The sequence below is a fragment of the Nocardia sp. NPDC058499 genome (genome assembly GCF_042719915.1).
Lineage (GTDB): Bacteria > Actinomycetota > Actinomycetes > Mycobacteriales > Mycobacteriaceae > Nocardia.
The window spans coordinates 273811-299960 of the sequence record NZ_JBHXMZ010000008.1 but is presented as its reverse complement, the minus strand read 5'-3'; the positions used below and the strand labels follow the sequence as shown (position 1 = coordinate 299960).

The 26150-nt window shown below is 66.5% G+C and carries 29 protein-coding genes and 1 pseudogene; 23 read left to right on the top strand and 7 right to left on the bottom strand.

The window, feature by feature from the left end:
• The first annotated feature begins 32 nt into the window (after nt 1-32).
• From ACFWPH_RS24550 to ACFWPH_RS24540, 3 genes are all read left to right on the top strand, one after another.
• Nucleotides 33-974 carry a methionyl-tRNA formyltransferase gene (locus ACFWPH_RS24550; RefSeq protein ID WP_378754453.1) on the top strand — a complete coding sequence of 314 codons (942 nt, stop codon included), beginning with the start codon at nt 33-35 and terminating at the stop codon, nt 972-974.
• A 70-nt stretch (nt 975-1044) separates the two neighbouring features.
• Nucleotides 1045-5577, top strand: a complete 4533-nt coding sequence (locus ACFWPH_RS24545; protein WP_378754452.1) for an amino acid adenylation domain-containing protein — start codon at nt 1045-1047, stop codon at nt 5575-5577.
• Between the two features lie 142 nt (nt 5578-5719).
• Nucleotides 5720-6019, top strand: a complete 300-nt coding sequence (locus ACFWPH_RS24540) for a hypothetical protein (protein ID WP_378754451.1) — start codon at nt 5720-5722, stop codon at nt 6017-6019.
• A 31-nt stretch (nt 6020-6050) separates the two neighbouring features.
• Here ACFWPH_RS24540 and ACFWPH_RS24535 read toward each other — a convergent pair whose 3' ends face one another.
• A complete protein-coding gene (locus ACFWPH_RS24535; RefSeq protein WP_378754450.1) occupies nt 6051-8069 on the bottom strand; it encodes a M13 family metallopeptidase in 2019 nt (672 codons plus the stop codon).
• A gap of 348 nt (nt 8070-8417) precedes the next feature.
• Between ACFWPH_RS24535 and rplN the strand changes: the two genes are divergently transcribed.
• Genes rplN through ACFWPH_RS24515 form a run of 4 tightly spaced genes read left to right on the top strand, consistent with a single transcriptional unit; the run spans nt 8418 to nt 9859 of the window.
• Nucleotides 8418-8786: a 50S ribosomal protein L14 gene (rplN, locus tag ACFWPH_RS24530; protein ID WP_033244618.1), complete on the top strand. Its 369-nt coding sequence runs from the start codon at nt 8418-8420 to the stop codon at nt 8784-8786.
• Between the two features lies 1 nt (nt 8787).
• Nucleotides 8788-9105, top strand: coding sequence for a 50S ribosomal protein L24 (rplX, locus tag ACFWPH_RS24525; RefSeq protein WP_033244256.1), 318 nt, complete (start codon nt 8788-8790; stop codon nt 9103-9105).
• A gap of 1 nt (nt 9106) precedes the next feature.
• Nucleotides 9107-9670, top strand: a complete 564-nt coding sequence (gene rplE, locus ACFWPH_RS24520) for a 50S ribosomal protein L5 (RefSeq protein WP_062977126.1) — start codon at nt 9107-9109, stop codon at nt 9668-9670.
• Nucleotides 9671-9673: 3 nt separating this feature from the next.
• Nucleotides 9674-9859 (top strand): type Z 30S ribosomal protein S14, encoded by a 186-nt coding sequence (locus tag ACFWPH_RS24515; protein ID WP_014349101.1) that lies wholly within the window; start codon nt 9674-9676, stop codon nt 9857-9859.
• Nucleotides 9860-10209: 350 nt separating this feature from the next.
• Here the strand turns inward: ACFWPH_RS24515 and ACFWPH_RS24510 are convergent, their stop codons facing one another.
• Both ACFWPH_RS24510 and ACFWPH_RS24505 read right to left on the bottom strand, forming a co-directional pair.
• The gene (locus ACFWPH_RS24510) at nt 10210-10806 is read right to left on the bottom strand and encodes a TetR/AcrR family transcriptional regulator (protein ID WP_378754449.1); all 597 of its coding nucleotides are present in this window, start codon (nt 10804-10806) and stop codon (nt 10210-10212) included.
• Nucleotides 10793-11659, bottom strand: coding sequence for an alpha/beta fold hydrolase (locus ACFWPH_RS24505; RefSeq protein ID WP_378754448.1), 867 nt, complete (start codon nt 11657-11659; stop codon nt 10793-10795). Before ACFWPH_RS24505 ends, ACFWPH_RS24510 begins: the two co-directional genes overlap by 14 nt.
• Nucleotides 11660-11891: 232 nt before the next feature.
• Between ACFWPH_RS24505 and ACFWPH_RS24500 the strand changes: the two genes are divergently transcribed.
• Both ACFWPH_RS24500 and ACFWPH_RS24495 read left to right on the top strand, forming a co-directional pair.
• Nucleotides 11892-12302, top strand: coding sequence for a hypothetical protein (locus tag ACFWPH_RS24500; RefSeq protein WP_378754447.1), 411 nt, complete (start codon nt 11892-11894; stop codon nt 12300-12302).
• Nucleotides 12303-12486: 184 nt separating this feature from the next.
• Nucleotides 12487-12822 carry a hypothetical protein gene (locus tag ACFWPH_RS24495; protein WP_378754446.1) on the top strand — a complete coding sequence of 112 codons (336 nt, stop codon included), beginning with the start codon at nt 12487-12489 and terminating at the stop codon, nt 12820-12822.
• Nucleotides 12823-12885: 63 nt separating this feature from the next.
• Here ACFWPH_RS24495 and ACFWPH_RS24490 read toward each other — a convergent pair whose 3' ends face one another.
• Together ACFWPH_RS24490 and ACFWPH_RS24485 are read right to left on the bottom strand one after the other, a co-directional pair.
• Entirely contained in the window at nt 12886-13521 is a 636-nt protein-coding gene (locus ACFWPH_RS24490) for an MBL fold metallo-hydrolase (RefSeq protein ID WP_378754497.1), read from the bottom strand.
• Nucleotides 13522-13632: 111 nt separating this feature from the next.
• Entirely contained in the window at nt 13633-14763 is a 1131-nt protein-coding gene (locus ACFWPH_RS24485) for an alkaline phosphatase family protein (protein WP_378754445.1), read from the bottom strand.
• 138 nt (nt 14764-14901) lie between these two features.
• Between ACFWPH_RS24485 and ACFWPH_RS24480 the strand changes: the two are divergent.
• Nucleotides 14902-16308: pseudogene (locus ACFWPH_RS24480) on the top strand (MFS transporter); the annotation flags it as partial.
• A gap of 42 nt (nt 16309-16350) precedes the next feature.
• Nucleotides 16351-17427, top strand: coding sequence for a collagen binding domain-containing protein (locus tag ACFWPH_RS24475; RefSeq protein WP_378754496.1), 1077 nt, complete (start codon nt 16351-16353; stop codon nt 17425-17427).
• A gap of 73 nt (nt 17428-17500) precedes the next feature.
• On the opposite strand, the gene ACFWPH_RS24470 is transcribed toward ACFWPH_RS24475, so the two are convergent.
• A complete protein-coding gene (locus ACFWPH_RS24470) occupies nt 17501-17887 on the bottom strand; it encodes a hypothetical protein (protein ID WP_378754444.1) in 387 nt (128 codons plus the stop codon).
• A gap of 255 nt (nt 17888-18142) precedes the next feature.
• Here ACFWPH_RS24470 and rpsH point away from each other — a divergent pair, with 255 nt between their 5' ends.
• The 10 genes from rpsH (at nt 18143) to ACFWPH_RS24420 (ending at nt 24621) form a co-directional block, all read left to right on the top strand.
• Entirely contained in the window at nt 18143-18541 is a 399-nt protein-coding gene (gene rpsH / locus ACFWPH_RS24465; protein WP_062977139.1) for a 30S ribosomal protein S8, read from the top strand.
• A 13-nt stretch (nt 18542-18554) separates the two neighbouring features.
• Nucleotides 18555-19091, top strand: a complete 537-nt coding sequence (gene rplF, locus ACFWPH_RS24460) for a 50S ribosomal protein L6 (RefSeq protein WP_378754443.1) — start codon at nt 18555-18557, stop codon at nt 19089-19091.
• A 2-nt stretch (nt 19092-19093) separates the two neighbouring features.
• On the top strand, nt 19094-19501 hold the full coding sequence (rplR, locus tag ACFWPH_RS24455; RefSeq protein WP_280422192.1) for a 50S ribosomal protein L18: 408 nt from the start codon (nt 19094-19096) through the stop codon (nt 19499-19501).
• A gap of 46 nt (nt 19502-19547) precedes the next feature.
• Nucleotides 19548-20189, top strand: a complete 642-nt coding sequence (gene rpsE, locus ACFWPH_RS24450) for a 30S ribosomal protein S5 (RefSeq protein WP_280414579.1) — start codon at nt 19548-19550, stop codon at nt 20187-20189.
• A gap of 1 nt (nt 20190) precedes the next feature.
• Nucleotides 20191-20370 (top strand): 50S ribosomal protein L30, encoded by a 180-nt coding sequence (rpmD, locus tag ACFWPH_RS24445; protein ID WP_378754442.1) that lies wholly within the window; start codon nt 20191-20193, stop codon nt 20368-20370.
• Nucleotide 20371: 1 nt separating this feature from the next.
• The gene (rplO, locus tag ACFWPH_RS24440) at nt 20372-20815 is read left to right on the top strand and encodes a 50S ribosomal protein L15 (RefSeq protein ID WP_378754441.1); all 444 of its coding nucleotides are present in this window, start codon (nt 20372-20374) and stop codon (nt 20813-20815) included.
• A 235-nt stretch (nt 20816-21050) separates the two neighbouring features.
• A complete protein-coding gene (gene secY, locus ACFWPH_RS24435) occupies nt 21051-22376 on the top strand; it encodes a preprotein translocase subunit SecY (protein WP_378754440.1) in 1326 nt (441 codons plus the stop codon).
• Nucleotides 22373-22933, top strand: coding sequence for an adenylate kinase (locus ACFWPH_RS24430; RefSeq protein WP_062977151.1), 561 nt, complete (start codon nt 22373-22375; stop codon nt 22931-22933). Before secY ends, ACFWPH_RS24430 begins: the two co-directional genes overlap by 4 nt.
• Nucleotides 22934-22977: 44 nt before the next feature.
• Nucleotides 22978-23787 carry a type I methionyl aminopeptidase gene (map, locus tag ACFWPH_RS24425; RefSeq protein WP_378754439.1) on the top strand — a complete coding sequence of 270 codons (810 nt, stop codon included), beginning with the start codon at nt 22978-22980 and terminating at the stop codon, nt 23785-23787.
• A gap of 342 nt (nt 23788-24129) precedes the next feature.
• Complete coding sequence (locus tag ACFWPH_RS24420) at nt 24130-24621, top strand: hypothetical protein (protein WP_378754438.1); 492 nt, start codon at nt 24130-24132, stop codon at nt 24619-24621.
• 83 nt (nt 24622-24704) lie between these two features.
• Here ACFWPH_RS24420 and dtd read toward each other — a convergent pair whose 3' ends face one another.
• A complete protein-coding gene (dtd, locus tag ACFWPH_RS24415; RefSeq protein WP_378754437.1) occupies nt 24705-25148 on the bottom strand; it encodes a D-aminoacyl-tRNA deacylase in 444 nt (147 codons plus the stop codon).
• Nucleotides 25149-25282: 134 nt separating this feature from the next.
• Here dtd and ACFWPH_RS24410 point away from each other — a divergent pair, with 134 nt between their 5' ends.
• Together ACFWPH_RS24410 and ACFWPH_RS24405 are read left to right on the top strand one after the other, a co-directional pair.
• The gene (locus ACFWPH_RS24410) at nt 25283-25612 is read left to right on the top strand and encodes a hypothetical protein (protein ID WP_378754436.1); all 330 of its coding nucleotides are present in this window, start codon (nt 25283-25285) and stop codon (nt 25610-25612) included.
• A 30-nt stretch (nt 25613-25642) separates the two neighbouring features.
• Entirely contained in the window at nt 25643-26140 is a 498-nt protein-coding gene (locus ACFWPH_RS24405; RefSeq protein WP_378754435.1) for a YbaB/EbfC family nucleoid-associated protein, read from the top strand.
• Nucleotides 26141-26150: the final 10 nt, after the last annotated feature.

Here is a 26150-nt window from a genome sequence, read left to right as displayed (position 1 = left end):
TTTGCCCAGCAACATATAGATGAGGTTCGTTGATGCGTATCGTGTCGTTCGGGTTCCAGACCTGGGGCCGAAAGACTCTGCAGGCGCTGATCGATTCCGAGCACGAGGTGGTGCTCGCGGTCACCCACCCCGCCAGCGAGGATTCCTACAAGGGGATCTGGTCGGATTCGGTGGAGGAACTGGCCCGCGAACACGGTATCCCGGTCCATCTCACCGAACGGGCCGATACCGAGACGATCGACCTGGTCAAACGTGCCGAACCCGATGTGATCGTGGTGAACAGCTGGTACACCTGGATGCCGCCGGAGCTGTACACCATGCCCACCCACGGCACCCTCAACCTGCACGATTCGCTGCTGCCGAAATTCACCGGTTTCTCCCCGGTGCTGTGGGCCCTGATCAGCGGAGCCGACGAATTCGGCCTCACCGTGCACCGCATGGACGAACAGCTCGACACCGGCGATATCCTCGTGCAGCATTCGCTGCCCATCGGTCCTGATGCCACCGGCACCGAGCTGGTCCTCGCCGGAATGGAACTCATCCCCGGCGCGGTGCGCGAAGCACTGGAAGCCCTCGCCTCCGGTACGGCGCAGTGGCGCCCGCAGGACAAAGCTGCCCGCACCTATTTCCACAAGCGTTCCGACCGGGACAGCCGGATGGACTGGAATTGGCAGGCCGCGGACCTGGAACGTTTCGTGCGGGCCCTGTCGGCGCCCTACCCCCGCGCGTTCAGTCACTATCGCGGCGAGCGGATCGAGATCCTGGAATCCAGTGTGTCGGCGGCCCGCTATGGCGGCACCCCGGGCCGGGTCATCGTGCAGGAGGACGGCGGAGTCGTGGTGTGCGGTCCGGACGCCTACCGCGGTGACAACCACGGCCTGCTGATCACTCGAGTCCGTACGAGCGACGGAACCGAGTACAGCGGTGCCGAATTCTTCCGTCGCGGCGGATATCTGACCGATACGCCGGAATAGTGCCCGCCCGGCCGGTGCCTGCGCACCGGCCGGAGCAGCCGTTCGAACGAGTACAGGGCCGGAGAGAATCATGTCGATCATCGCCAATGACGCGAACCGTGCGGCCCGGCCGGACGAAGGCGACCGGACCCCGCCGAACCGGTACCCGCTCTCGTCCGGCCAGCGGCGCGCCTGGTTCCTGCAGACCCGCGACCCCGGCGACACCGCGCTCAACCTGCCCGTCGTCTACCGGTTGCACGGATCACTGGACAGCGAACGGCTTCGCGCGGCCGTCCGGACCGTCACCGACCGGCACGAGATCCTGCGCACCACTTACGGACTGGACTCGAACGGCGAACCGTATCAACAGGTACGCACCGACCTGTCCGTGCAATGGCAGGAACACGATCTATCCGATCTGGCAGCCGAACCCGCGCGCCGCCGGGCCGAGGTGTTCACCCGGCGGGCGCTGGCCCGGCCCTTCGACCCGGTCGCGGAGACACCACTACGGGTGACGCTGATCCGGCTTGCCGCGAGCGAATACCTGCTGTTGCTGGTGGTGCATACGATCGCGTGGGACGACGAATCGGCCTCCGTATTCGCTGCCGACCTGTCTGCCGTGTACAACGGCACAGCCCTTGCGGCACAACCGGTACGGTTCGTCGAACAGTCCGTCGAGGCGGCCGGGGACGCCGCGGAAATCCTGTCGGCCCGTGTGCCCACCGCAGAACGCCCCGCAGGCGATACCGCGCCGCCGGACGGTCCGGAGTACTGGCGACAGGCCCTGACTCCGCTGCCCGAGGCACTGGAACTGCCCGGTCGGCCGGCGCCGCGCGAGGCCGGGACGGCAACGGTCGAAACTACGTCGCGACCGCTGCCGGCTACCCTGCTCGACTTGGTTCGAAAGGCCGCCGCCGGGTCGGGGACCGGCGAAACCACAGTGCTACTCGCGGCTTTCGCCGCACTCGTCCACCGCTATACCGGCGCCGGTGATTTCCTGGTGGCCATGCCGGCCGATACCCGCGGACCGCAAGCGGCCGGGGCGATCGGCTATTTCGGCAACACTGTGCTGATCCGCGCGACCCCCGGGCCCGAACAGAGCTTCGCCGAATTCCACACCGGCCTCGCCGCCACGGTGGCCGATGGCCACGCGCACAGCCATATCGGTATCGACGAGGTGGTCCACGCGATCAACCCGGACCGCACGGGCGCGCGGGACGGGCTGGAACAGCTGGCGCGGATCGGATTCGGTGTCCGCGAGCCGATCGCCGTACCGGAACTGGCGGGAGTGCGCGCGACGCTGGAGACGTCCGGTTCACCGGATGCGCGGGTGCCGCTGCGGATCACCGTGGTACTCGACCGGGACCGGCCGCGGCTGGTTGCGGATCATCGGTCCGGGCAACTGGACAGGGCACTCGTCGAGCAACTACTCGGTCACTATGTTCAGCTGCTGGACAGCGCGCTGCACGATCCGGCCGCCCGGCTCGGTGAACTCGATCTGTTCGGTGACCGCGACCGGGCCGCGCTGCTCGCGCGATCGCACGGTGTGCTGGTGCCCGAGGCTCCGGCAACGCTGGTCGCGCTGGTGGAAGAGCGTGTTGCCGGCGCGGGGGACTCCACCGCCGTGGTGGCGCCCGGGGCGGCGGGCGGCGCCGATCTGGAACTGAGCTACCGCGACCTCAACAGCCGGGCAAACCGGCTGGCCCGCGGACTGGTCACACAGGGCGTCGGCCCCGACGATCTCGTCGCCCTGCGGATCGCGAATTCCGCCGAGTTCGTGGTCGCGGTGCTGGGGGTGCTGAAGGCAGGCGCCGCGTACCTGCCGATCGATCCGTCCTACCCCGATCAGCGGATCGACTTCCTGGACCGGGATGCGCGGCCACGGCTGGTACTCGGCCGCGCCGAACTGGCGGCCGCCGAGGAGAGCGCGGCCGGTCTGCCCGGACACGACCTCTCCGATTCCGAACGGGTGCGGCCACTGCGACCCGGCAACCTCGCCTACGTCATCTACACCTCCGGTTCCACGGGAACACCGAAGGGTGTCGGTGTCGCACACGCGGCGATCGCCGACCACCTGCGTGGTTTCGGCGCCGAATGGGATATGACGGCACAGGATCGGCTGCTGCAATCGTCGTCGGTCAGTTTCGACGCCTCCCTGCTCGATATCTTCGTCACGCTCTCGCTCGGCGCCTGCCTCGTGATCCCGAAACCCGACGCACTGCGCGATATTCCGTATATATCGGAAATCATCGGCCGTTACGGGGTGACCGTGCTGCATATGGTGCCCTCGCTGCTCAGTACCTTCCTTATGCTGCCGGAGGTGACCGAATGGCGTGCGCTGCGCCGGGTCCCGGTGGGTGGCGAGGCGCTGCTCGGTGAGGTGGCCGATCGCTTCGCCGGGGTTTTCGACGCGGAACTGCGCAACCACTACGGCCCGACCGAGGCCGTCGTATCGGCCACCCATCTGACCGTGCGCGGGCCGCAGGGTACCGGGATGGTCCCTGTCGGTGTGCCCAACCGGAATGTGTACGTCTACTTGCTGGACAGCCGTTTACAGCTGGTTCCCGACGGGGTCCTCGGCGAAATCTACCTCGGTGGTGCCCAGCTGGCCCGCGGCTATCTACACCGCCCCGGCCTGACCGCCGAACGGTTCGTCGCCGACCCTTTCCTGGCCGGGCAGCGGCTGTACCGGACCGGTGATCTGGCGCGGCGCAACAGTCGCGGTGAGATCGAATTCGCCGGACGCGCCGACGAACAGGTCAAGGTTCGCGGGCACCGGATCGAATCCGGTGAGGTGCAGGCGGCGCTGGCCGCGCATCCCGGGGTCGGGGCCTGTGCGGTGGTCGCGTTCCAGGAGCAGGTCACCGGAACGGCGCTGGCCGCCTACCTGGTGCCCGCCGCGGGAACCCTGGATGTTGCCGAAGTCCGTGCGTTCGCCGCGAAATCGCTACCGGACTATATGCTGCCCACCGCATGGGCGGTGCTCGCGGAAATTCCCCTCACCGAACACGGCAAGCTCGACAAGCGGGCCCTGCCCGAGCCGCGCCGGTTCGAAACCGGACAGCGACGTCCGCCGAGTACCCCCACCGAGGTCCGGCTGGCCGGGTTGTTCGCCACACTCTTCGGTTACGCGGATCTCGGCGCCGACGATTCGTTCTTCGAACTCGGTGGGCATTCGCTGCTGGCGAACCGGCTGATGCTGCTGATCCGGGAGGAATTCGGCGTCGAGATCGATGTGCGCGCGCCGTTCGACACCCCGACGGTCGCGGGGCTGGCGGCGCTCGTCGACGCGACACCGGTCACCGCGACGGGCCGGCCCGAACTGGATCGCCGGCCGCGGCCCGAACTAATCCCGCCGTCCTACAACCAGAAGGCCGTTCTCGGCGGTGGCGATATCGGACCGGTCGAGCTGATGGCCCATTTGGACGGTCCGCTGGACCGGGATGCGCTCACGGCCGCCGTGCACGATGTATTCGAACGGTACGAGATCCTGCGGACGGTCCCCGCCGTCGTGGACGACGAGTGGTATCAAGCGGTTCGCCCCGATCCGTATCCCGATACCGCGGTGCTCGAGATCGCCGGGGAAGGGCGGTCTGCGGTCCGGCTCGATCGCGCGGCGGGGCCACTGCTGCACTTCCGGCTCTGCGTTATGGGTACGGACCGGTATGTGCTGGAGCTGACGGCCGACCGGTTCGTGGCCGACGAATGGTCGCTGCGGATCGTGCTCGACGATCTGGCCACGGCATACCGGAGCCGCGCCGCAAAAGGTACGGCGCCACGATGGCCGGGGCCGGCCGTCGATTACGCCGACTACGCCCTGTGGCAGTCGAATGTCGTCGAATCGGCGGGGCCGCAACTGGAGCAGTTGCGGGCGGGGCTGCGCGGATTACCCGAACCGTCGGCCGGGACGGAGAGCGGGCAGGCCGGCGAGCCCGCACGGTCGGCAGAATTCACGGTGCCCAGTGCACTGCGCCGCCGGTTGCGTGCCCACGCAGAGACGGTCGGTGCCTCCGAGTACATGCTCTATCAGGCGGTGGTCGCCGCTCTGCTGCACGCGCTCGGGGCGGGGGCCGATATCGCACTCGGGGCGCCGCTGTCCGGGCGGGCCGACCGCGTCGTATCCGAAGTGGTCGGGCCGCTGTCCGCGGCCGTGGTGCTACGCCACGACCTGTCGGGCGACCCGACTCTGCGAACCGTTCTGGACCGCGCCCGCGGTGCCGCGTTCGGGGTGTACGGCGGCCACGACATGCTGATCGACGCAATCGCACCGGCTGTATGCCCGGGACGCTCACCGTACGACTTGTGCCGGGCCGTCGTGGATTTCGGCGAACGCTGCTCGCCACAGCAGATCTGGCTGGGTGACGCGGTAGCCGCCCGGATCACCGCCGCCGCGCCCGGCATCGCGCACCCGCTTGTCTTCTTGTTCGGCTCCGCGGGCGACGGAGGACTGCATGTCACGCTGCGCGCCGAAGTCGCGCGGCACGACCAGCAGACCACCGAACTGCTCGCGCAGTACCTCGAAGACCTGCTCACGACCTTCGTCGAATCGCCCGATATCCCGGTATCCGAGGCAGTCGCGCTCGACGCGGCGCGGGACCTGTGGGCGGCAGACGGCGCGGCATGACTCTCGAACCTTCCGGATCCTGAGATGGCACTGCCATCGGCGTGATCCCGGCCCCCGGCAACCGGCGCCGGCGAACGCGGAATCGGTGCAAGCCACACCGCTGCGAACTCTGACCAGCGGACTATGCGTCGGAGAACTGGCGGTGACCGCCCACTCCGGTAGCGAACCGGGGGTTATGGGCGTCTCGATGCCGCCGGTGTCGAGCTCGATCGGGGTGGCGCCTTTCTCGGGGGCGTGCTCGTTCGAGCTGATCGTGCGCTGGCGCAACCTCGATACCGGGGCCACCGGTGAAGAGCGGTCCGACGAGGTCGTCGGCTGGATCGGTTGCGATGTCTTCGACTGCCGGGCGTGGAATATCTCCACCGGGCGAGGCCGGGTCGCTGTCGAGGTTGCCTCGAACCTGCCGCATTCGGCCGGTCACGCGGAGATCTTCGTCCCCTGAGCGGGGAGCGCGATTGCTCCCCGCGTAGAGCTCACAGTTCGACGCGCTGATCCTCCGGTAGGAACAGGGCGTCGGTTTCGACCACACCGAACGTGCGGTAGAACTCGGCGATATTGCGCACCACCTGATTCACCCGGAACTCGTCGGGGGCATGCGTATCACCGTGGAGCAACCGCTCGGTGTACTCCGGTGTCGACTTCGAACGCCAGATCCGGGCATACGACAGGAACATGGTGTGGTAGTCGGGCGGCGATATACCCGCCCGCTCCTCGGCCAGCCGGAAGGCGGTCAGTGCGATCTGCAGACCGCGCAGATCGGCGAGGTTTTCACCGACGGTCAGTTCACCGTTGACATGCTGGTCCGGTGCGAGTCCCTCCGGCACCAGTGCGTTGTACTGGTCGACGAGTTGTTTCGACTTGGCGTCGAAGGCAGTGCGATCGGCCGGGGTCCACCAATCCCGCTGGTTACCGTCGCCGTCGAACTTCGAACCCTGATCATCGAAACCGTGCCCGATCTCGTGCCCGATCACCGCGCCCACTCCGCCGTAGTTGACCGCGGGCACAGCATCCTTGTCGAAGAACGGCGGCTGCAGGAATGCGGCGGGGAAGACGATTTCGTTCGCGGTGGGGGAGTAGTAGGCGTTCACCGTCTGCGGTGAGGCACTCCATTCGGATTTGTCCACCGGTTCCCCGAGCCGATCGAACGCCCGCTTCACCTCGAAATCATTGATGGCACGCAGGGATTCGATCAACTTCCCGCGAGTGACCGTCAACTTCGAATAGTCCACCCATTTGTCCGGGTACCCGAGCTTGAGGCCGATCTTCTCCAGTTTCTCGATCGACGCCTGCCGGGTCTCCGGTGACATCCAGGTCGAATTCGTGAAGTTGTCCCGATAGGCGGCCATCAGGTCATCGACCATGACCTGCACCCGCTCCTTGGCCTCCGGCGGGAAGTACTGCTCCACATACAGCTTGCCGAGCTGTTCGCCGAGGTTGCTGTCCACCGTGCCGACCGCGGACTTCCACAACTCGGGCCGCTGCTGCAGACCGGACATGAGCCGGCCGTTGAAATCGAAGTTGGCGTCCGACAGTTCCTTGGGCAGGAACCGCGCGTAGGTCTGCAGAACCGACAGTTTGAGGTATTCGCGCCACACCGCGATATCGGTGGCGGCCCAGATCTTGCCGGCCTCGGTGACGAACGACGGCTGATTCACCACCAGCTTCGCGAACAGGTCGCGGGGGCGGTCGGTGATCCCGGCCAGCCAGGGCTCCCAGTCGTACTCGGGCGCCAGCCCGGTGGCTTCCGCCCAGGTCATCAGGTTGTAGGTGGCCTCGGTATCGCGATTGCGCACGTTGTCCCAGTGGGCGGCGGCGATCCGGGTCTCCAGGTCGATCTGCCGGGCGGCGATCGCCCCGGGATCGGGGAGTCCCGCGCCCTTGGCGAGGCGTTCCAGGTACGTGCGGTAACCGGCGAGTTCCTCGGCGAACTGGGGATCGCGATAGTACTGCTCGTCCAGGCCGATCCCGGACTGGCCGATCGAGGCGATATAGGCCGAGGAGTTCTTCCGGTCGATACTCACCCCGATACCGATCAGCCCGCCGATCGGCAGCCGCCCCATCACTTCCGCGAGAGCGGGTTTGTCCTTCGCGGCATCGATCTCGGCGAACATCGAATCCAGCGGCGTCAACCCGAGCTGTTCGATTTCGTCGAGGTTCATCCGGGCGTCGTACAGGTCGCGGATCTGCTGGGCTTCGCTGCCCGGCTCCGGATCGCTGATGCCTTCGACGATCTCCCGCAGCTGTGCCTGGGTGCGCTCCGCGGCCTCGCTGAACGCGCCGTAGGAGGTCTTGTCCGGCGGCAGCTGATATTCACGCAGCCATTTGCCGTTGACGTGCCGGTACAGATCGTCCTGCGGCCGGATCGCCGGATCGGAGCCGTCCATGTCCACACTGACCAGCCGCACCGGCTCGTCCTCGGAACAGGAGGCCAGCCACGCGGCCGCGGGCACCAGCCCCAGGGCCACCAGGAACGAACGGCGATCGAGCGCCACCCGACGATCCGAAGACTTCAACAGAACTCTCTCCCCGATGCGGGACCCGCACCTCACTAGGCGAACCGGCCTCATGAGGCTACCGGCGCCCCACCCCGCCGTCGCGCCGGGCAACACCGCCGCCGGAGACCCTGTCACTACACACCCCCGATTTCCCCCCGAACTGCGGGTTCGCTATCCTTGACCGGTTGCCTGCGGGCCCTGAGCCCGCGATTCGGCCGCGAACCCCCGGTGGTTGATCGCGTAGATCAGATGAAACCGCTGGTAGGCGTGCGTTCGGGTGGTAACAGACCATGCCCGTCGGGTCGGCAATCCGGCGTGCTTTACGTCCAGGTCGAGGAGGCTGAAGTGATTCAGCAGGAGTCGCGGCTGCGCGTCGCCGACAACACGGGTGCCAAGGAGATTCTCTGCATCCGCGTTCTCGGTGGTTCGTCGCGCCGCTATGCCGGTATCGGCGATGTCATCGTCGCCACTGTGAAAGACGCGATCCCCGGCGGCAACGTCAAACGGGGTGACGTCGTGAAGGCCGTCGTGGTGCGCACCACCAAGGAACGGCGCCGTCCGGATGGTTCCTACATCCGTTTCGACGAGAACGCCGCCGTGCTCATCAAGCCGGACAACGACCCGCGCGGTACCCGCATCTTCGGCCCGGTCGGCCGCGAGCTGCGCGACAAGAAGTTCATGAAGATCGTTTCGCTGGCCCCGGAGGTGCTCTGACATGAAGGTGCACAAGGGCGATACCGTGCTCGTCGTCTCGGGTAAGGACAAGGGCGCCAAGGGCAAGGTCATCCAGGCCTTCCCGCAGCAGAACCGGATCCTGGTCGAGGGCGTGAACCGGATCAAGAAGCATGTCGCGAATTCCGCGAACCTGCGCGGCGCGTCGTCGGGCGGCATCGTTACCCAGGAGGCGCCCATTCACGTGTCCAACGTGATGGTCGTCGACTCCGACGGTAACCCGACCCGGATCGGCTACCGCACCGACGAAGAAACCGGCAAGCGGGTTCGGATCTCCCGTAAGAACGGGAAGGACATCTGATATGACCACCACTGAGAAGATCCAGCCGCGGCTGAAGGTGCGCTACCGCGAGGAAATCAAGGACGCGCTGAACGGCGAGTTCGAGTACGCCAACGTCATGCAGATCCCGGGCGTGGTCAAGGTCGTCGTGAACATGGGTGTCGGCGACGCCGCCCGCGACGCCAAGCTGATCAACGGCGCGATCGAGGATCTTGCCTTGATCACCGGCCAGAAGCCGCAGATCCGCAAGGCCACCAAGTCCATCGCGCAGTTCAAACTGCGTGAGGGTATGCCGATCGGCGCCAAGGTCACCCTGCGCGGCGACCGGATGTGGGAGTTCCTGGACCGCCTGGTCTCGATCGCCCTGCCCCGTATCCGCGACTTCCGCGGCCTGTCGCCCAAGCAGTTCGACGGCAACGGCAACTACACGTTCGGCCTGAGCGAGCAGTCGATGTTCCACGAGATCGATGTGGACAAGATCGATCGTCCGCGCGGTATGGACATCACCGTTGTTACCACCGCGACCAACAACGAAGAAGGCCGTGCTCTGCTGAAGCACCTCGGCTTCCCGTTCAAGGAGAACTGAGACATGGCCAAGAAAGCACTGGTCAACAAGGCCAACCGCAAGCCGAAGTTCGCCGTTCGCGCCTACACCCGCTGCCAGCGCTGCGGCCGGCCGCACGCGGTGTACCGCAAGTTCGGCCTGTGCCGTGTATGCCTGCGCGAAATGGCGCACCGCGGCGAGCTGCCGGGCGTGCACAAGAGCTCCTGGTGAGCTGACCCCGGCGGGTTCAGCCCGACCGGGATCCACACCATAGAAAAGGACCCGAGCCACGGCTCGGGTCCTTTTCGTGCTTCCACGGACTGTGATCGTGAAAGCGTGCGAGCGCCCGGCAGTTCTTTGCCGAATTCCGTCAGGTGGTGCCGAGTATTCCCTATGACGATGCGGTGGCCGAGCAGCATGCCGACCTCTTGACGCATGTCCGGAAGCCGGAATGCCGCGTGGCGCCCACGATCTCGTCATCGCTGCCACTGCGCGGGCTACCGGCCGTACGGTGGTGACATGTGATCGGCGTGCTCGATTCGGTGACCTTCCCGGCGTCGACGTCCGGGTGGTCGACTGACTCATCGAAGTAGGCCGCTGACGAGCAGGAGTAGCGACTGCTGAGCCTCGGTACGAGCGGTGTCCTTGTCGTCGGCGTGGGCGACGATCAGGCCGGCCTCGGAGACGGCGCTCAGGATGAGTTGCGCGAGGGTGGGGACGGCGGTGACGGTGACCAGGCCGGTCTCGCGGGCGCGTTCCAGTTCGGCGGTGATGAGGCCGAGGCCGTGGCGGGCTTCGAGTTCACGCCATGCCTGCCAGCCGAGGACCGCGGGGGCGTCGAACAGGGCGATGCGGATCATCTCCGGGCGCTGGCAGATCTCCAGGAAGGTGTTCAGGCCGGCGGCCATGGCGGTGAGGATGTCCTCGGCCGGGGCGGCGCGCAGCGCATTCTCGATTTCGGTGGTGATCTCGGTTTCCAACTGTTCCAGTACCGCCAGGAACAGGCCGCGTTTATCGCCGTAGTGGTGGTGCAGCGCGCCGCGGGTTACTCCGGCCTCGGTCACCAGTTGCTCCGCGGAGGTAGCCGCGAAACCGCGCTCGGTGAACAGGCGGCGGCCTGCTTGTTCGAGCGCGGCGCGGGTGGTGCGGGAGCGGTCCTCCTGGCTACGGCGTGGCATGCAGCCGAGTGAACTCCAGAATTCGTCCGGCGAGCAACTCGGGCTGATCCTCGGGGATCAGCGTGTAGGAGTCGCCGATCAGGTCGAGGGTGGCGTCGGGCAGGTCGCGGACGAGGCGTTCGGCGTAGGAGACCGGGAACAACCGGTCCTCGCGGGCCCAGACGACGAGTACCGGCACCGTTACGGAATCGAATCGGGTGGCGGCATCGAGGGTGTAGCGGCGCCGCGCGTGTCGGAGGAAGCGGCGTAGATCGGCGCGGATGGCGGCCGATTCGCGGCTGGGATGCAGATAGGAATCGACGGTCGCGGGTGGTATCGGGCGTTTGCTCAACCAGCCCAGGGCGATCGGCAGGCGCTGCAGGAAACGCAAGCGCAGCAGTTCGGTCATGAGCCGGGCGGATCCCGGTATGCGGGCCAGCTGCGGTAGCAGGGTGAACGGATGCGGCAGGAAGCTCTCGTAGGAATCGACCGCGGCGAGGACGACTCGGCCGATCCGTTCTGGGCGGTGGGTCAGCAATATCTGGGTGATGGCGCCGCCGGTGTCGTTGGCGACGATCGTGACATCGCGCAGGTCCAGATACTCCAGGAAGTCGGCGATGAGGCCGGCGACGCCGAGTGGGGTGAGGTCGGCGTCCGGTACCGGGATCGAATGGGCTCCGAGCGGCCAGTCCGGGACGAGGCAGCGGTATCCGGCCGCCGCGACCGGCGGGACGATATGCCGCCAAAGGCCGGAGTTGACGAGGAATCCGTGGACGAAAACGATCGGTGGCCCGCTGCCGGTATCGCTGTACCGGATCGCTGCGGCGGGCAGGTGGGCGATATCGGTGCGGCCGAGTTCGTTGGTGTGCGGCATATTTCCTCCCGGGTCGGTTCCACATCGATAGTTACATACATACGGCATGTATGTCTATGGTCGAAATGCGGATCGGCATGCCGCGCATCTGGGACTGCGGTACACCTGACCGTGTACGCCGGACGGGATGCGGTCGCTGCCCGGTAGCTGCCATGGAGGGGCCGGCTCCTTCCCGGTGCCGGAAATGTCCCGGTTGTCCCGGTGCGGAAACGGCCCCCTAGTATCGGCGGCTGTGAGGCATATCGGGCGGCCACCGAACCTGGTGCGGGTTGCCGTTCTGATCTTCGCCTTCGGGGTCCTGGCGCTCGGACTCCACGACGGCCGGAACCCGGAAAACACGCCGTCCGAAACGGTTTCGTTCGTTCATTCGGTGATCGCCACCGACGAGCAGGCCGGTCCCGCCCTCTCGGAGTCCGCGGACTCGGGCGGACAGATCGTGCACTGTCCCTATCACTGTCTGCGTGCCCCGCTGGTTCGCCCGCGGGCGGGCTATCTCTGGTCCGCGGCGCTGTCGATCGTCGGCTTGCTGCTCGGTGGTATCTGCTGCCGTGTGTGTTTCGCCCGGCCCCGCGCTGCCAGCCGAACTGTCGCCGGGGCGGCGGGTGCGGAGTTGTTGCTACGTCTCTGCGTCTGCCGGCGCTGACTCGCTGGTGGTGGGCGCGGCCGTCTGCCACGCAGCCGGAGGTAATCGCCGAAGAGAAGGGGCGGCCATTGCTTCCTGTCGTCCGGAGCGGTCCCGGGCGCCTCATTCGGGCGGGCGGTAATGCCGTCGACCCGAATCCGTCAGTGCAACATCCTTTTGCACTATCAATCAGGAGATATTTTTCGTGAGAACCCGCACACCTCTGCTCGCTCTCGCCGTCCCGATCGGCTGTCTGGTCTTCGGGACCGGTACCGCCTCGGCGGTGACGACGGAACAGGCGCCGAATACGGTCACGGTGAACTTCACCGACACGGAGGCGCGCATGATCGAGGCGCTGAATCTGGGCCCGGTCCTGGGTGCGCTGCCGCCGAACTTCACGCCGGAGGCGAAACAGCGTCTCGGGGAGAATCTGGCCGAATACGCCGGTCGCGCCGCCCGGACCCCGGGGTCGACGCTGTCGGTGATCATCGATCAGCCGGTGGGCGCGCCGCCCGGTGTGGGCGTCACCGTAATCCCGTGATGTGGTGAGTAGGGGCACCGCTCGGTCCGGGTGGGCCGAGCGGTGCCCGCGGGCGGAGCGTGGTCACGAGAGCGCGGCCCGGGCCTCGTCGAGATGGGATTGCCAGGCGTCGCGGTCCACGTGGTGGTAACCGGGGGTTCCCGCGACGAAAGCGCTCGACACCACCATGTCCGGTTGCACGGTGGCGAGTGTGTCCAGGGCTGCGAGCAGGCCGTCTTTATCGCTGTATCCCGGGATGTATCCCACGCGCCAGCCCTCGCGATAGCGCAGCAGGGTATCGCCGGTGAACAAATAGCGGCGGCCGTCGTGGCCGGGGACCAGGTAGCAGGTGCTGCCCGGCGTATGTCCCGGCGTGGGAATCACTTCCACATTCGCATCGTCCACGCCTCGTTCGGATACCGCGATATCGATCGGCGCGTGGGTTCCGATTTCGGCGACTTCGGCGGCCGGGGCGTACAGGCGGCTGCCGAAGCGGGCGGCCACAGCGCGTAGCATCGGCCCGGCTTCGTCCTGGTGGCTCAGGTACTGGCGGGCGACGCCGCCGAGTTGTTCGAGCCGGTCGAAGTCCTGGTCGTTACCGGGGGAGTAGAACAGGATGTTCGGTCCGGAAGGTGGGGTCCACAGGTAGGAGTGGGTTCGCGGCCCGCCGGGGACGACGAACTCGCGGGTTTCCCAGAGATCGGGCGTCACCTGTTGCATTGTCGGTTCGGTGGGGTCGGTTTCCCGGATTGTTTCGGTTCGCATGACCTGACGGTAAAACCTGAACAAAAGTTCAGGTCAAGCGGTGAAAAGTCATGGGTTCAGGTGAATTCAGCGTGAGGCTATGAACGGAACCAGCTGCTCGTCGGATGTCCAGGCACCATGATGGCCGACCATCGCCGATTCCAGCGGTTCGGATTCCGGCCGCACAAGTACCGCGCCGCCCTCGGCCACTGCCAGCAGATCTCCGATCCGCTGCTCGATCACCGGGCCGGGCGGTGTGTGACCGAACCAGCGCTCGTCCAGGGCTTGCTCGCGCGTCACGACGCGTGCGTGGCCGGCCAGTTCGCCGGTCCATCGCTCGACGGTGTCGGACAGTGCGGCCGGGTCGCGGAGGTAGATATGGCGTACGCGTGCCTCAGCGGCGATCAACCGCACGCCGTCGTGCAGGCCCGGCCGGGTATCCAGGTCGATGACGGTATCGGCGTGGACCATTCCGTGGTCGCCGGTGACCAGCAGTGTGCAGGTATCCGGGAGGTCGGTGAGCAGATCGGCCGCGAAGGCATCGATATCGCGTAGAACCGAGAGCGCCGCCGGGGATTCGGGACCGTACAGATGGCCGTTGCCATCCAGGTCGGGGAAGTATGCGTAGGCGAAACGTGAACCCGTACCGGAGTGATCGGCGACTGCCAGGATTCCGGCGCGTACCTCGTCCAGTGTGGTCGCCGGGTGCAGTGTCCCGGTGGCCCGGAACGATGCGCGGGTGAGGCCGGAGGTCCGCTGATACGCCGGAATCACATAGTGCACGTCGACCCCGTGGGAGGCGAGATCCTCGAGTCGGCTGGTGTCGGGCTGAACCGATTCGGGCGGGTGCGATTCGCGGGCGTCGTCGCCGGTCGCGCCGTCGAGCCGCCAGCGCAGCGAATTGAACAGCCGGACGCCGTCCGGGCCGGGCACGGCGAAGCTGTAGCCGATGATGCCGTGCGTCGCGCACGGGGCGCCCAGCGCCAGGCTGGTCAGGCTGGTCGAGGTGGTCGCCGGGAAACCGGCGGTGAGTGTGGTGGCGGTATGTGCCGCCAGCGTGGGAGCGAGGTCCCGGTGCCGGGCGAGTAGTTCCGCGCCCAGGCCGTCGATCAGCAGCACCACCACGTCGCGGTTGGGTGCGATTCCCAAGGGGTTGGGGTCATCCATTCCGAACGAGGCGGCCACGGACGGCAGGACATCGGCGAGTGAATGCGGCATCGCCTCATATCGTGCCGTATTCGACGCGATGGGGGATCCGATCGACGGGCGATGGGGTGTCCGAATTGGTTAGATTGCATCATGCATGTTATGTGTATTATGCACATCGACTGAACTTTTCTTGCGAGGAGCAAGCTCGTGACCAAAACCGAACCCGCAGTCCGCCCCGGGGCGGTGCTTGCGGTGCTCGCCTTCGCTGGGATCGTGGCGTCACTGACGCAGACCCTGGTGATGCCGTTACTCGGGCAGCTGCCGGAGATTCTGAGCACCGACCCGTCGAATGCGGCCTGGGTGGTGACCGCGAGCCTGCTGGCCAGCGCGGTGACGACCCCGGTCGCCGGTCGGCTGGGCGACCTCTACGGCAAACGCCTGGTCCTGGTGGGCTCGGTTGTTCCGCTCGTGATCGGCTCGGTGCTGTGCGCCCTGTCCACGTCGCTGTGGCCGATGCTCGCCGGCCGCGCTCTGCAAGGGATGGCTGTGGGCCTGATTCCGGTCGGTATCGCAGCCCTGCGTGATCTGCTGCCGCCGGCGAAGCTCGGCTCCGGTATCGCCCTGATCAGTTCCTCCCTCGGCGTCGGTGGTGCGCTCGGTATGCCGCTGGCCGCGGCGGTCGTCGAATACAGCAGCTGGCAGTACCTGTTCTGGGGTATCGGCGCGCTCGGCGCGATCGCGGGCCTGCTGATCTTCCTGGTGATCCCGGCGACCCCGCCGCGTGCCGAACGCGGCCGCTTCGATGCGCTGGGCGCGCTCGGTCTCGGCGCCGCGCTGATCTGTCTGCTGCTCGCCGTCTCCAAGGGGGCGAGCTGGGGCTGGACCAGTGTCACCACGATCTCGCTGTTCGTCGCCGCGGTGGTGGTACTGCTGCTGTGGGGCCTGTGGGAACTGCGCTCACGCGATCCGCTGGTCGATCTGCGGGTGACCGCACGCCCGCGCGTACTGCTGACCAACGCCGCCTCGATCGTGATCGGCATGGCCATGTTCGCGCAGGCACTGATCTTCCCGCAGCTGCTGCAGCTGCCGGAAGCTACCGGCTACGGCCTGGGCCAGTCGATGGTCGCGATGGGCCTGTGGATGGCGCCCGGCGGTCTGACCATGATGCTCACCTCGCCGCTGAGTGCGAAGCTGTCCGCGCTCGCCGGCCCGAAGATCACGCTGATTCTCGGCTCGGTCATCATCGCGGTCGGCTACGGATCGACGGTCCTGATGATGGGCGAGGCGTGGGGGCTGATGCTCGGCGGCATCATCATCAGCCTGGGTGTCGGTTTCGCCTACGGCGCCATGCCCGCGCTGATCATGAGCTCGGTGCCGATCACCGAGACCTCGGCCGCCAACAGCTTCAACACCCTGATGCGTTCGATCGGCACCTCGGTGGCCTCGGCCGCCATCGGTGCGGTCCTGGCGCAGATGAGCGTCAGCTTCGCCGGCGGGGTCAGCGTCCCGACGGAGAACGGTTTCCGGACCGGCATCCTGATCGGCTGCGGTGTCGCCGTGGCGGCCGCATTGGTCGCGCTGACCATTCCGACGGCCAAGCGCGCCGCAGCCGCCGCGGTCGCGCAGTCCGGCCTGGCGAAGACCGAAGCGCATGCAGTGGCCGAAGCGGTTCCGGCGGCGCCCGCGGGGCTCTCGGTAGAGGCGGAACAGGTGGTCGACGGCGCCGCGGCGGTCACTTCGGTGGACAGGGATGCTGCTGCCGCATCGGGCCCGCGGCATGCCGCCCCCGAAACCGCGGCGGTCACCGCTGAAACCGCGGCGACCGCCCCCGAAACGGCGGCGGTCGCTCCCGCGCACCGCAATGGCGCGAGCGAATCGACCCCGCAGCCGTCGGGCAGTGGGTCGGTGCTGTTCGGCCGGGTATCCGATACCCGTGGCGGTGTGGTGGCGGGTGCGACCCTCACCTTGATCTCACCCGCCGGGCAGCAATTGGGCCGCGCCCGGACCGGGGCGGACGGGTTCTACGAACTGGCCGCTCCGGCGCCGGGGTCATATGTGCTGATCGCCTCCGCCGAAGGGCGGCGGCCGGATGCGTCGACCGCGGTTCTCGGCAGCAACCCGGTGTCCTACGACGTCACGCTCAGCGCGCTGACCGGCCTGGAAGGTTCGGTCCTGCGTATCGGTGACGGTGCCCCCGTATCCGCCGCGATGATCACCGCTCTGGACCTGCGCGGTGAGGTCATGGCGGCCGGCGAATCCGATCACACCGGAAGGTTCGAGCTCACCGGTCTGCCGGAGGGCGAGTTCACCATCGCGGTGAGCGCGTTCGGCTACCATCCGACCGCTGTATCGGCCCAGGTGACCGGGCGGGACACCGCCCGCCTCGAGGTGCTGCTGCGCCCCGGCGTGCGGGTCGCGGGTGTCGTCAACGGCGGCGGACGTCCGCTGGCCGGGGCGCTGGTCACCCTGGCCGATTCGCTGGGCAATGTGATCGAGAGCCGCACCACGGACGCGGACGGTACCTATGCGTTCGGCAATCTCGCCGAAGGCAGCTACACCGTGGTCGCCAGCGGCTACGCGCCGGCCAGCGCGCAGGTGCGAGTGGGCGAGCACGATGTCGAGGGCTTCGATATGGAATTGCGCGCCGCCGGCGCAGGCGAACCTGCCGAGCCGGTCGAGCCGGAAGCCGGGCAGTTCGACGATCTGCCGGAGGTACACAAGAGCTCCTGGTGAGCCGCCTGTGCAAGAGAGTGCGCCGGGGCCTCTGAAGCAACCGCTTCAGAGGCCCCGTTGCGTGAGAATCCGGCTAGCTGTCGCCGCCCTTGTCATCGTCGGCTCGGCTGATCAGGTCAACGATCTGCTGCTGTCCCGCCGCCAGTATGTCGAACTTGCTGCGTATTTCCAGGGTCAACGTGTCCACCCTGCCGTTCAGCTGCCCGAGTTCGCCTCGGATCTCGGTGATATCGCCGCGGATATCGGCGATATCAGCCCGTGTCGCATTGTGCAGGCGCATGTTCTGTTCGCGGAATTCGCGTAGTTCGATCCGCAATTCCGAGGTATCGCGGTCCGCCCCGCCCGCAAGGACGCGCGCCGCGGCGGCATCCTTCTCGCTGCGCTGCAGCCGATGCTTGAGATCTCCCACCTCACCTTCGAGGGCGGTGACCCGCTCCTCGAGGTTCCCCTTCTCTGTCATAACGGTCAGAGTACCTGGTCAGAACGCGATTACGGGGGGCTGATTTTGTCGTATTCGAGCCAGCTCCTACACTAGACCGGTTGCCAGGGCATATCTGTGTCCGTGGGCGGCCCCGCGTGGGCCCCCGGGCGATACGAACTCATCCGGCGGTGACTGCCGTCCGGACCAGCCGAATTGCTGTAGGCCCACGGCCTGCGCCCGCGTGGCGCGGGTGTTGTATGGGAACCGCAGCGAGAAAGGTGTCGAGGTCGAACTATGACCATGACCGATCCGATCGCAGACTTCCTGACACGTCTGCGCAACGCCAACTCGGCGTACCACGATCAGGTGAAGGCTCCGCATTCGAAGCTCAAGGCGAATATCGCCGAGATCCTGAAGCGTGAGGGCTATATCGCCGATTACCGCACCGAGGACGCGACCGTGGGCAAGGCCCTCGTCGTCGACCTCAAGTACGGCCCCAGCCGGGAGCGCAGCCTGCAGGGCCTGCGCCGCGTCTCGAAGCCGGGTCTGCGCGTGTACGCGAAATCCACCAACCTGCCCAAGGTTCTGGGCGGCCTCGGCGTGGCGATCATCTCCACGTCGACCGGCCTGCTCACCGACCGTCAGGCGGCTCAGCAGGGAGTAGGCGGGGAAGTCCTCGCCTACGTCTGGTAAGGGAGGTACGGACATGTCGCGTATCGGCAAAGATCCCGTCGTCGTCCCCTCGGGTGTCGAGGTGACCATCAACGGCCAGGACATCGCCGTCAAGGGCCCGAAGGGTCAGCTCTCGCTGACCGTTTCCGAGCCGATCACCGTCGCGCAGGAGGACGGCCGACTGGTGTTCTCCCGCCCCGACGACGAACGCCGCAACCGTTCGCTGCACGGCCTGACCCGGACACTGGTCGACAATATGGTCACCGGTGTCACCAAGGGCTACGAGAAGAAGATGGAAATCTTCGGCGTCGGCTACCGCGTGCAGCAGAAGGGCAGCAACCTCGAGTTCGCCCTCGGTTACAGCCATCCGGTGCCGATCGAGGCGCCCGACGGCATCACCTTCGCGGTGGAATCGCCCACCAAATTCTCCGTATCCGGGATCGACAAGCAGAAGGTCGGCCAGATTTCGGCGGTTATCCACGGCCTGCGCAAGCCCGACCCGTACAAGGGCAAGGGTATCCGCTACGCCGGCGAGGTCGTTCGCCGCAAGGTCGGAAAGACGGGTAAGTGATCATGGCGCAAACCGAGAACCAGAAGTCCAAGCGCATTCCGCTGGGCAAGGATGTTTCGACCCGCCGTCGGCTGTCCAAGACGCGGCGGCACTTCCGCCTGCGCAAGAAGATCGAGGGCACCAGCGTTCGGCCGCGGCTGATCGTGCACCGCTCCTCGCGGCATCTGCATGTGCAGCTCATCGACGATTCGGCCGGTCGCACCCTGGCCTCGGCCTCGACCATCGAAGCCGATGTGCGGGCGCTGGACGGCGACAAGACCGCCAAGGGCAAGAAGGTCGGCGAACTGATCGCCGAGCGTGCCAAGGCTGCCGGTGTGGAGGCCGTGGTCTTCGACCGCGGTGGCCACGACTACCACGGCCGGATCGCGGCGCTCGCCGACGCCGCCCGGGAAGGCGGGTTGAAGTTCTGATGATCAACACCACTGCACATACCAGCGTGAACGGAAGGAACGTCTGATGCCGGGACGTCAACGGCGTGACGGCGGAAACGGACCCGCCGGACAGAACCCCAACGCCCCCGAGGGCGGCCGCGACAATCGCCGGGGCGGCGACCGCCGCGGTGACCGTCGCAACGATGCGGCCGAGAAGAATCAGCTCGAGCGCGTCGTAGCGATCAACCGTGTCTCCAAGGTCGTCAAGGGTGGCCGGCGCTTCAGCTTCACCGCCCTGGTCATCGTGGGCGACGGCAACGGCCTGGTCGGTGTCGGATACGGCAAGGCCAAGGAAGTTCCCGCGGCCATCCAGAAGGGTGTCGAGGAAGCGCGTAAGGGCTTCTTCCGCGTCCCGATGATCGGCTCCACCATCACCCACCCGGTGCAGGGCGAAGCGGCGGCCGGTGTGGTCATGCTGCGTCCGGCCTCCCCGGGTACCGGTGTCATCGCCGGTGGCGCCGCGCGTGCCGTGCTGGAATGCGCGGGCATCCACGACATCCTGGCCAAGTCGCTCGGTAGCGACAACGCGATCAACGTCGTCCACGCGACCGTCGCCGCACTCAAGATGCTGCAGCGGCCGGAAGAGGTCGCGGCGCGCCGCGGTCTGCCGATCGAGGACGTCGCTCCCGCGGGCATGCTGCGTGCCCGTGCCGGACAAGGAGTCTGATATGGCAGATCTCAAGGTGACCCAGGTCAAGAGCTCGATCGGCGCCAAGCAGAATCAGCGGGAAAGCCTGCGGACCCTCGGTCTGCGGGGTATCCGTAAAACGGTGATCCGGGAGGACAACCCGCAGAACCGTGGTCTGATCAATGTCGTGCGCCACCTCGTAACTGTTGAGGAGGTCTGACATGACCATCAAACTGCATCATCTGCGCCCGGCCCCGGGCTCCAAGACCGATAAGACCCGGGTGGGTCGCGGTGAGGGCTCCAAGGGCAAGACCGCCGGCCGCGGTACCAAGGGCACCAAGGCGCGCAAGAACGTGCCTGTCGCATTCGAGGGTGGGCAGATGCCGCTCCAGATGCGGTTGCCGAAGCTGCGCGGCTTCACCAACCCGTTCCGGGTGGAGTACCAGGTTGTGAATGTGGGTGCCATTGCCGAGCTGTTCCCCGAGGGCGGCACCGTCGGCAAGGACGAGCTGGTCGCCAAGGGCGCAGTGCGCAAGAACCAGCTGGTGAAGGTGCTCGGTGAGGGAGAGATCTCCGTCGCCGTGCAGGTCAGTGCGGACAAGTTCTCCGGCTCCGCCAAGGAGAAGATTTCCGCCGCCGGTGGTACCGCCACCGAACTGGGCTGACGTTCGCCATTCGACGCGCGGCTTCGCGTCGGCCCCGGAGGCGGTAGCTTGCGTGACCACGTAGGGGTAGCGAAGCCGCTATTCAATGCAGCGGCGCCGGACGAGTGCAGGCTCGTCCGGCGTCACTGTTAGAGTTCAAGTGGTTCTGCCAAGACCCGTCATGGGTTCGGCGATTTCCGAGTCGGGACACGCTGAAATTTCCATGGCCTGACCATGTCGTTCGCCAGGAGGATCTGTGCTTTCCGCCTTCGTTACGGCCTTCCGGACCTCGGACTTGCGGCGGAAGATTCTCTTCACGCTGGGGCTGGTCGCGCTGTACCGCGCCGGTGCCGCGCTGCCCTCGCCGGGCGTCGACTACAGGGCGGTCCAGGAGTGTATCGACCTGGTTTCCGGTGGTGAATCCGCCGGGATCTACCAGCTCATCAACCTTTTCTCGGGTGGTGCGCTACTCCAGCTGTCGGTGTTCGCGATCGGCATCATGCCGTACATCACAGCGAGCATCATCGTCCAGCTGCTCACCGTGGTCATCCCACGGTTCGAGGAACTGCGCAAAGAAGGCCAGGCCGGCCAGACCAAGATGACGCAGTACACCCGCTATCTGTCGATCGCGCTGGCGGTTCTGCAGGCCACGGGTCTCGTCGCGCTGGCCGCGCGCGGACAGCTGCTCCAGGGCTGTCAGCAAGATATTCTCGCCGACACCAGCATCTTCGGCATGATCATCATCGTTCTGGTGATGACCGCGGGCGCCGCCCTGGTGATGTGGTTCGGCGAGCAGATCACCGAACGTGGTGTCGGCAACGGTATGTCGCTGCTGATCTTCGCGGGTATCGCCGCCCGTATCCCCACCGAGGGCAAGAACATTCTCGACAGCCGCGGCAATATCGTGTTCGCGCTGGTGTGTGTGGCTGCGTTCGCCATCATCGTGGCGGTCATCTTCGTCGAGCAGGGTCAGCGCCGGATTCCGGTCCAGTACGCGAAGCGCGTGGTGGGCCGGAAGATGTACGGCGGTTCGTCGACCTATCTGCCGCTGAAGGTGAACCAGGCCGGTGTCATCCCGGTCATCTTCGCGTCCTCGCTGCTGTATCTGCCGAACCTGATCGCCCAGCTCACCGGGTCCAACACCGCCGAGGACCCCAGCTGGTGGCAGGAGATCATCCAGAAGTACCTGGTGAATCCCAGCAACCCGGTGTACATCGCGATCTACTTCGGCCTTATTGTCTTCTTCACCTACTTCTACGTCGCGATCACCTTCAACCCGGAGGAACGCGCAGACGAAATGAAGAAGTTCGGCGGCTTCATCCCGGGCTACCGCCCCGGTAAGCCGACGGCCGACCATCTCACCTATGTGCTGAGCCGCATCACCCTGCCCGGCTCCATCTATCTCGGCCTGGTCGCCGTCCTGCCGAACGTGTTCCTCGATATGGGCTCCTCGTCCGGCGGGGTACAGAATCTGCCGTTCGGTGGTACCGCCGTACTCATCATGGTGAGTGTCGGCCTGGACACCGTGAAGCAGATCGAAAGCCAACTCATGAATCGCAATTACGAAGGGTTCCTCAAGTGAGAGTCGTACTACTCGGGCCGCCGGGAGCGGGCAAGGGCACTCAAGCCGTGCTGCTATCGGAAAAGCTGGGCGTACCGCATATCTCCACCGGGGACCTCTTCCGCGCGAATATCAGCGAGCAGACACCGCTGGGCCTCGAGGCCCAGCGCTATATGGACGCCGGCGAACTGGTGCCCAGTGACGTGACCAACCGGATGGTCCGGTCCCGGGTCGGCGAACCCGATGCGGCGCGGGGTTTCGTCCTCGACGGATACCCGCGCACGGTCGACCAGGCCGATGCGCTGGCGAAGATCCTCGATGAACTGGGTAGCGGGCTCGACGCGGTGCTGTGCTTCGTGGTGTCCGAGGACACCGTGGTCGAGCGGATGCTTTCGCGGGGTCGCTCCGACGACAACGAGGAAACCATCCGGACCCGGCTGCGTGTCTACCGCGACGAGACCGAACCGCTGCTGAAGTACTACGACGGCCTGGTCGTCTCGGTGGACGGTATCGGTGAGGTCGACGAGGTCAACGCGCGCGCCCTGGAGGCACTGGGCCGTAATGCCACGACCGGTTAGCTCGGTTTCCGGGTGGGGAGCCGATCCTTCGACGAGGGAGAGTCGTGGTCTTCGGTCGTAAGAACAAGAAGGTCGTACCCTTCCGCACCGCGGGTGAGCTCGACGCCATGGCGGCGGCCGGCGCGATCGTGGGCCGCGCGCTGGTGGCGGTCCGCGCCGCCGCCGCGCCCGGGGTCTCCACGCTCGAACTGGACCGGGTCGCCGAACAGGTGATCCGGGATGCCGGTGCGGTCCCGTCTTTCAAGGGCTACCACGGCTTCCCGGCGTCGATCTGTGCGTCGGTGAACGATCGGGTGGTGCACGGTATCCCGGGCGAGGCGGAAGTGCTGGCGCCGGGCGATCTGGTCTCCATCGATTGCGGCGCGATCCTCGACGGCTGGCACGGTGATTCGGCCTGGACGTTCGGTGTCGGCGAGGTATCGGAAGCCGATCGGATGCTGAGCGAGGCCACCGAGAAGTCGATGGTCGCGGGGATCGCGGCCATGGTGCCGGAGAACCGGCTCACCGATATCTCGCATGCGATCGAGCTGGGGACGCGGGCCGCGGAAGCCGAACACGGCCGGTCCTACGGAATCGTCGACGGTTACGGCGGGCACGGTATCGGCCGCGAAATGCATCTCGACCCGTTCCTGCCGAACGAGGGGCAGCCGGGTAAGGGGCCGCGGCTGGTGGTCGGTTCGGTGCTCGCGATCGAACCGATGCTGACCCTGGGCACATCGGATACGAAGGTGCTCGACGACGACTGGACCGTGGTGACCACCGACGGTTCGCGTGCCGCGCACTGGGAGCACACGGTCGCGGTGACCGAGGACGGCCCCCGGATCCTGACTCTGCGCCCATCCGACTCCGAGTAGGAACAGGGGCCGGTGCCGGCGGATCGGCCGATCGCATCGCGTGGCGTTCGGTCGGCAGCCGGATTCGGTTGGCGCAGAGCGGCACAGGAGGTATTCCGCGGCAGTCGGGGTCGATCGGCCGATCTACGGAATCCAGGTACCGCAACTCAGCGGCGCCATCGGGATCTGCCACGTAGTCGCAGCTGCCGGTGCATCCACCGCGTGGTTTTCGGTGTGCCGGTGCGTGCCGTCGGAAATGTCCGTTCCGCGGTAAATGTCGTGTGCGCGGGAGCGGCGCGGGCGCACTAGCGTGGGGCCCCGTGCGTCTGGAGGAGACGTACGAAACAGATCGGGGTGTTTTTCGTGCTCTACGCAAATCTGCTCACCGGATTATCCGCGCCCGCGGACGGCAGCGTTCTCGCCACGGGCGGCGAGCTGTTGGCTCGCAGCCGCGGTGGCGGTGGCGGGGACGGGGGTGATATCCACTGGGGCTGGGTGATCACCTTCATCGTTCTGGTGATCGTGGCGATCGCCGTCATCGCCTGGTGGAAAGCACGGCAGCTGCAGCAGTCGGCGGCGCCGAGGCCGCAGGATGTCCACCCGCCGGCACCGCCCGGCGGGTTCGCGCAGCAGGCCGGATCTTCTCAGCCGTACGGTGCGCCGCCCGCGCCCTACGGGGTCCCGATGGGGCAGCCGGGTGGAATACCGCAGCAGCCTGGTGGCGTTCCGCCGCAGCAATACGGCAGTGTGCCGCAGCAGTATGGCAGTGTGCCACAGCAGTACGGCGGCGTTCCGCCGCAACCGTACCCGCAGAACCCGCAATCCGGGGGCTACGGGACTCCGCCCGGCCGTTGAGAAATTGGTCTGTCACGGCGCCGGTGCGGCGTGACAGACCGTCTTCTCATCGATTCGGTAGTTGCGATACATATGGCCCGGAATCAGAGCTCCAGCATGACCGTCACCGGGCCGTCGTTGGTGAGTTCCACCTGCATATCCGCCCCGAAGCGCCCCTGGGTAACCGGTGCGCCGAGACCGCGCAGAGCTTCCGCGAAGGTATCCACCAGCGGTTCGGCCACCGGTCCCGGGGCCGCCGCGGACCAGGAGGGGCGCCGGCCCTTGCGGGTGTCGGCATACAGGGTGAACTGGCTGACGACCAGGATCGGCGCGCCCAGGTCGGCGGCGCTGCGTTCGCGATCGAGAATGCGCAGGCGCCAGGTCTTTTCGGCCAATGCGCGGGCCGTGTCCTCGGTATCGGCGTGTGTCACACCGACCAGTGCGACAATTCCGTGGGGCAGATTGTCTTCGGCCGGGTCGATGCGAGCGACGACCTCGCCGCCGACCGATACCCGAGCCGATGTCACTCGTTGCAGTAGTGCGCGCACGCCATCGATCATGCCGGGTGCCGATCGCAGGCCGTTAATCTCGACGTCATGTCTCGTTCGTTCTCGACTGCCATCGTCGGACCGAATACACTCGTGGTGCGGAGGAACCGCGCCCACCGGGAGGAGTGGACGCCATGGGCGAGGGACAGAATGTCGAGTACGACGAAGACGCCTTCCGGGGCGCCGCGGCGAAAACCGGTGCTGTGCGGGACAAGATCCAAGGGGTAGTCGATACCCTGCAAACCTCCATCGCATCCCGCGGGGCACCCTGGGGCACCGATTCGCTCGGTGATACCTTCGCCAACGGCCAGAACGGAAACCCCGGATATACCACTGCCCGAGATAATTTGATCGAAGGCGCGGAAAACGTGGCGGGGACATTCGACAGTTTCCACGACGGTCAGGTCGAGAGCGCTGATCTGTTGCGCGATATGGAAGACGGCAATCGCGACGGCCTCCGCTGATCGAACGACGGTAGGGGCGCGGAGGCGACGATGACCAACGAACGAGCCAAGGCCGATCTCGCGGCGATTCTGGACGGCGTGCAGGAACAGATGCGCACCATTGCCGACCTCCAGCAGCGACGCGCCGAACTCACCGCCACCGCGAGTGCCCGCGGTAAGAAGGTCAAGGTCACCGTGAACGCCGACAACAAGGTGATCGACGTCAAATTCTCCTCGGATATCGACGAATTGACCTACTCCGAGATCGCCAAAGCGGTGATCGAGGCGGCGCAGCGGGCCTGCACCGAGGTGGCCCGGGAGACGGCCGGTCTGATGGCCCCGCTGGACAGCCAACGCGCCGGGATGCCGAAACTGTCCGACCTCGTCGAAGGTCTGGCGGGAGTCGAGATTCCGGGTCCGGTGGAGGCCCCCCTCACACGGCCGAACAACCTTGATACCCCGACGATTTCCGACGGTAGTGCGGCGCCGGATACCGCAGGCCCACAGTCGCGTGGACGGGGTGGCTCGGTCACCGATTCCAGCTGGTGAGCAGGGTAAT

Bases quoted from the DNA above. Each gene is read 5' to 3' on its own strand.
- rplO (WP_378754441.1), top strand. From the start codon at position 20,372: ATGACCATCAAACTGCATCATCTGCGCCCGGCCCCGGGCTCCAAGACC.
- ACFWPH_RS24550 (WP_378754453.1), top strand. From the start codon at position 33: ATGCGTATCGTGTCGTTCGGGTTCCAGACCTGGGGCCGAAAGACTCTG.
- ACFWPH_RS24505 (WP_378754448.1), bottom strand. From the start codon at position 11,659: ATGCCGCACACCAACGAACTCGGCCGCACCGATATCGCCCACCTGCCC.
- rplF (WP_378754443.1), top strand. From the start codon at position 18,555: ATGTCGCGTATCGGCAAAGATCCCGTCGTCGTCCCCTCGGGTGTCGAG.
- ACFWPH_RS24510 (WP_378754449.1), bottom strand. From the start codon at position 10,806: ATGCCACGCCGTAGCCAGGAGGACCGCTCCCGCACCACCCGCGCCGCG.
- ACFWPH_RS24410 (WP_378754436.1), top strand. From the start codon at position 25,283: ATGGGCGAGGGACAGAATGTCGAGTACGACGAAGACGCCTTCCGGGGC.
- rplX (WP_033244256.1), top strand. From the start codon at position 8,788: ATGAAGGTGCACAAGGGCGATACCGTGCTCGTCGTCTCGGGTAAGGAC.
- ACFWPH_RS24470 (WP_378754444.1), bottom strand. From the start codon at position 17,887: ATGACAGAGAAGGGGAACCTCGAGGAGCGGGTCACCGCCCTCGAAGGT.
- rpmD (WP_378754442.1), top strand. From the start codon at position 20,191: ATGGCAGATCTCAAGGTGACCCAGGTCAAGAGCTCGATCGGCGCCAAG.
- rpsE (WP_280414579.1), top strand. From the start codon at position 19,548: ATGCCGGGACGTCAACGGCGTGACGGCGGAAACGGACCCGCCGGACAG.
- ACFWPH_RS24485 (WP_378754445.1), bottom strand. From the start codon at position 14,763: ATGCCGCATTCACTCGCCGATGTCCTGCCGTCCGTGGCCGCCTCGTTC.
- ACFWPH_RS24515 (WP_014349101.1), top strand. From the start codon at position 9,674: ATGGCCAAGAAAGCACTGGTCAACAAGGCCAACCGCAAGCCGAAGTTC.
- ACFWPH_RS24405 (WP_378754435.1), top strand. From the start codon at position 25,643: ATGACCAACGAACGAGCCAAGGCCGATCTCGCGGCGATTCTGGACGGC.
- ACFWPH_RS24545 (WP_378754452.1), top strand. From the start codon at position 1,045: ATGTCGATCATCGCCAATGACGCGAACCGTGCGGCCCGGCCGGACGAA.
- rplE (WP_062977126.1), top strand. From the start codon at position 9,107: ATGACCACCACTGAGAAGATCCAGCCGCGGCTGAAGGTGCGCTACCGC.
- rpsH (WP_062977139.1), top strand. From the start codon at position 18,143: ATGACCATGACCGATCCGATCGCAGACTTCCTGACACGTCTGCGCAAC.
- ACFWPH_RS24490 (WP_378754497.1), bottom strand. From the start codon at position 13,521: ATGCAACAGGTGACGCCCGATCTCTGGGAAACCCGCGAGTTCGTCGTC.
- rplR (WP_280422192.1), top strand. From the start codon at position 19,094: ATGGCGCAAACCGAGAACCAGAAGTCCAAGCGCATTCCGCTGGGCAAG.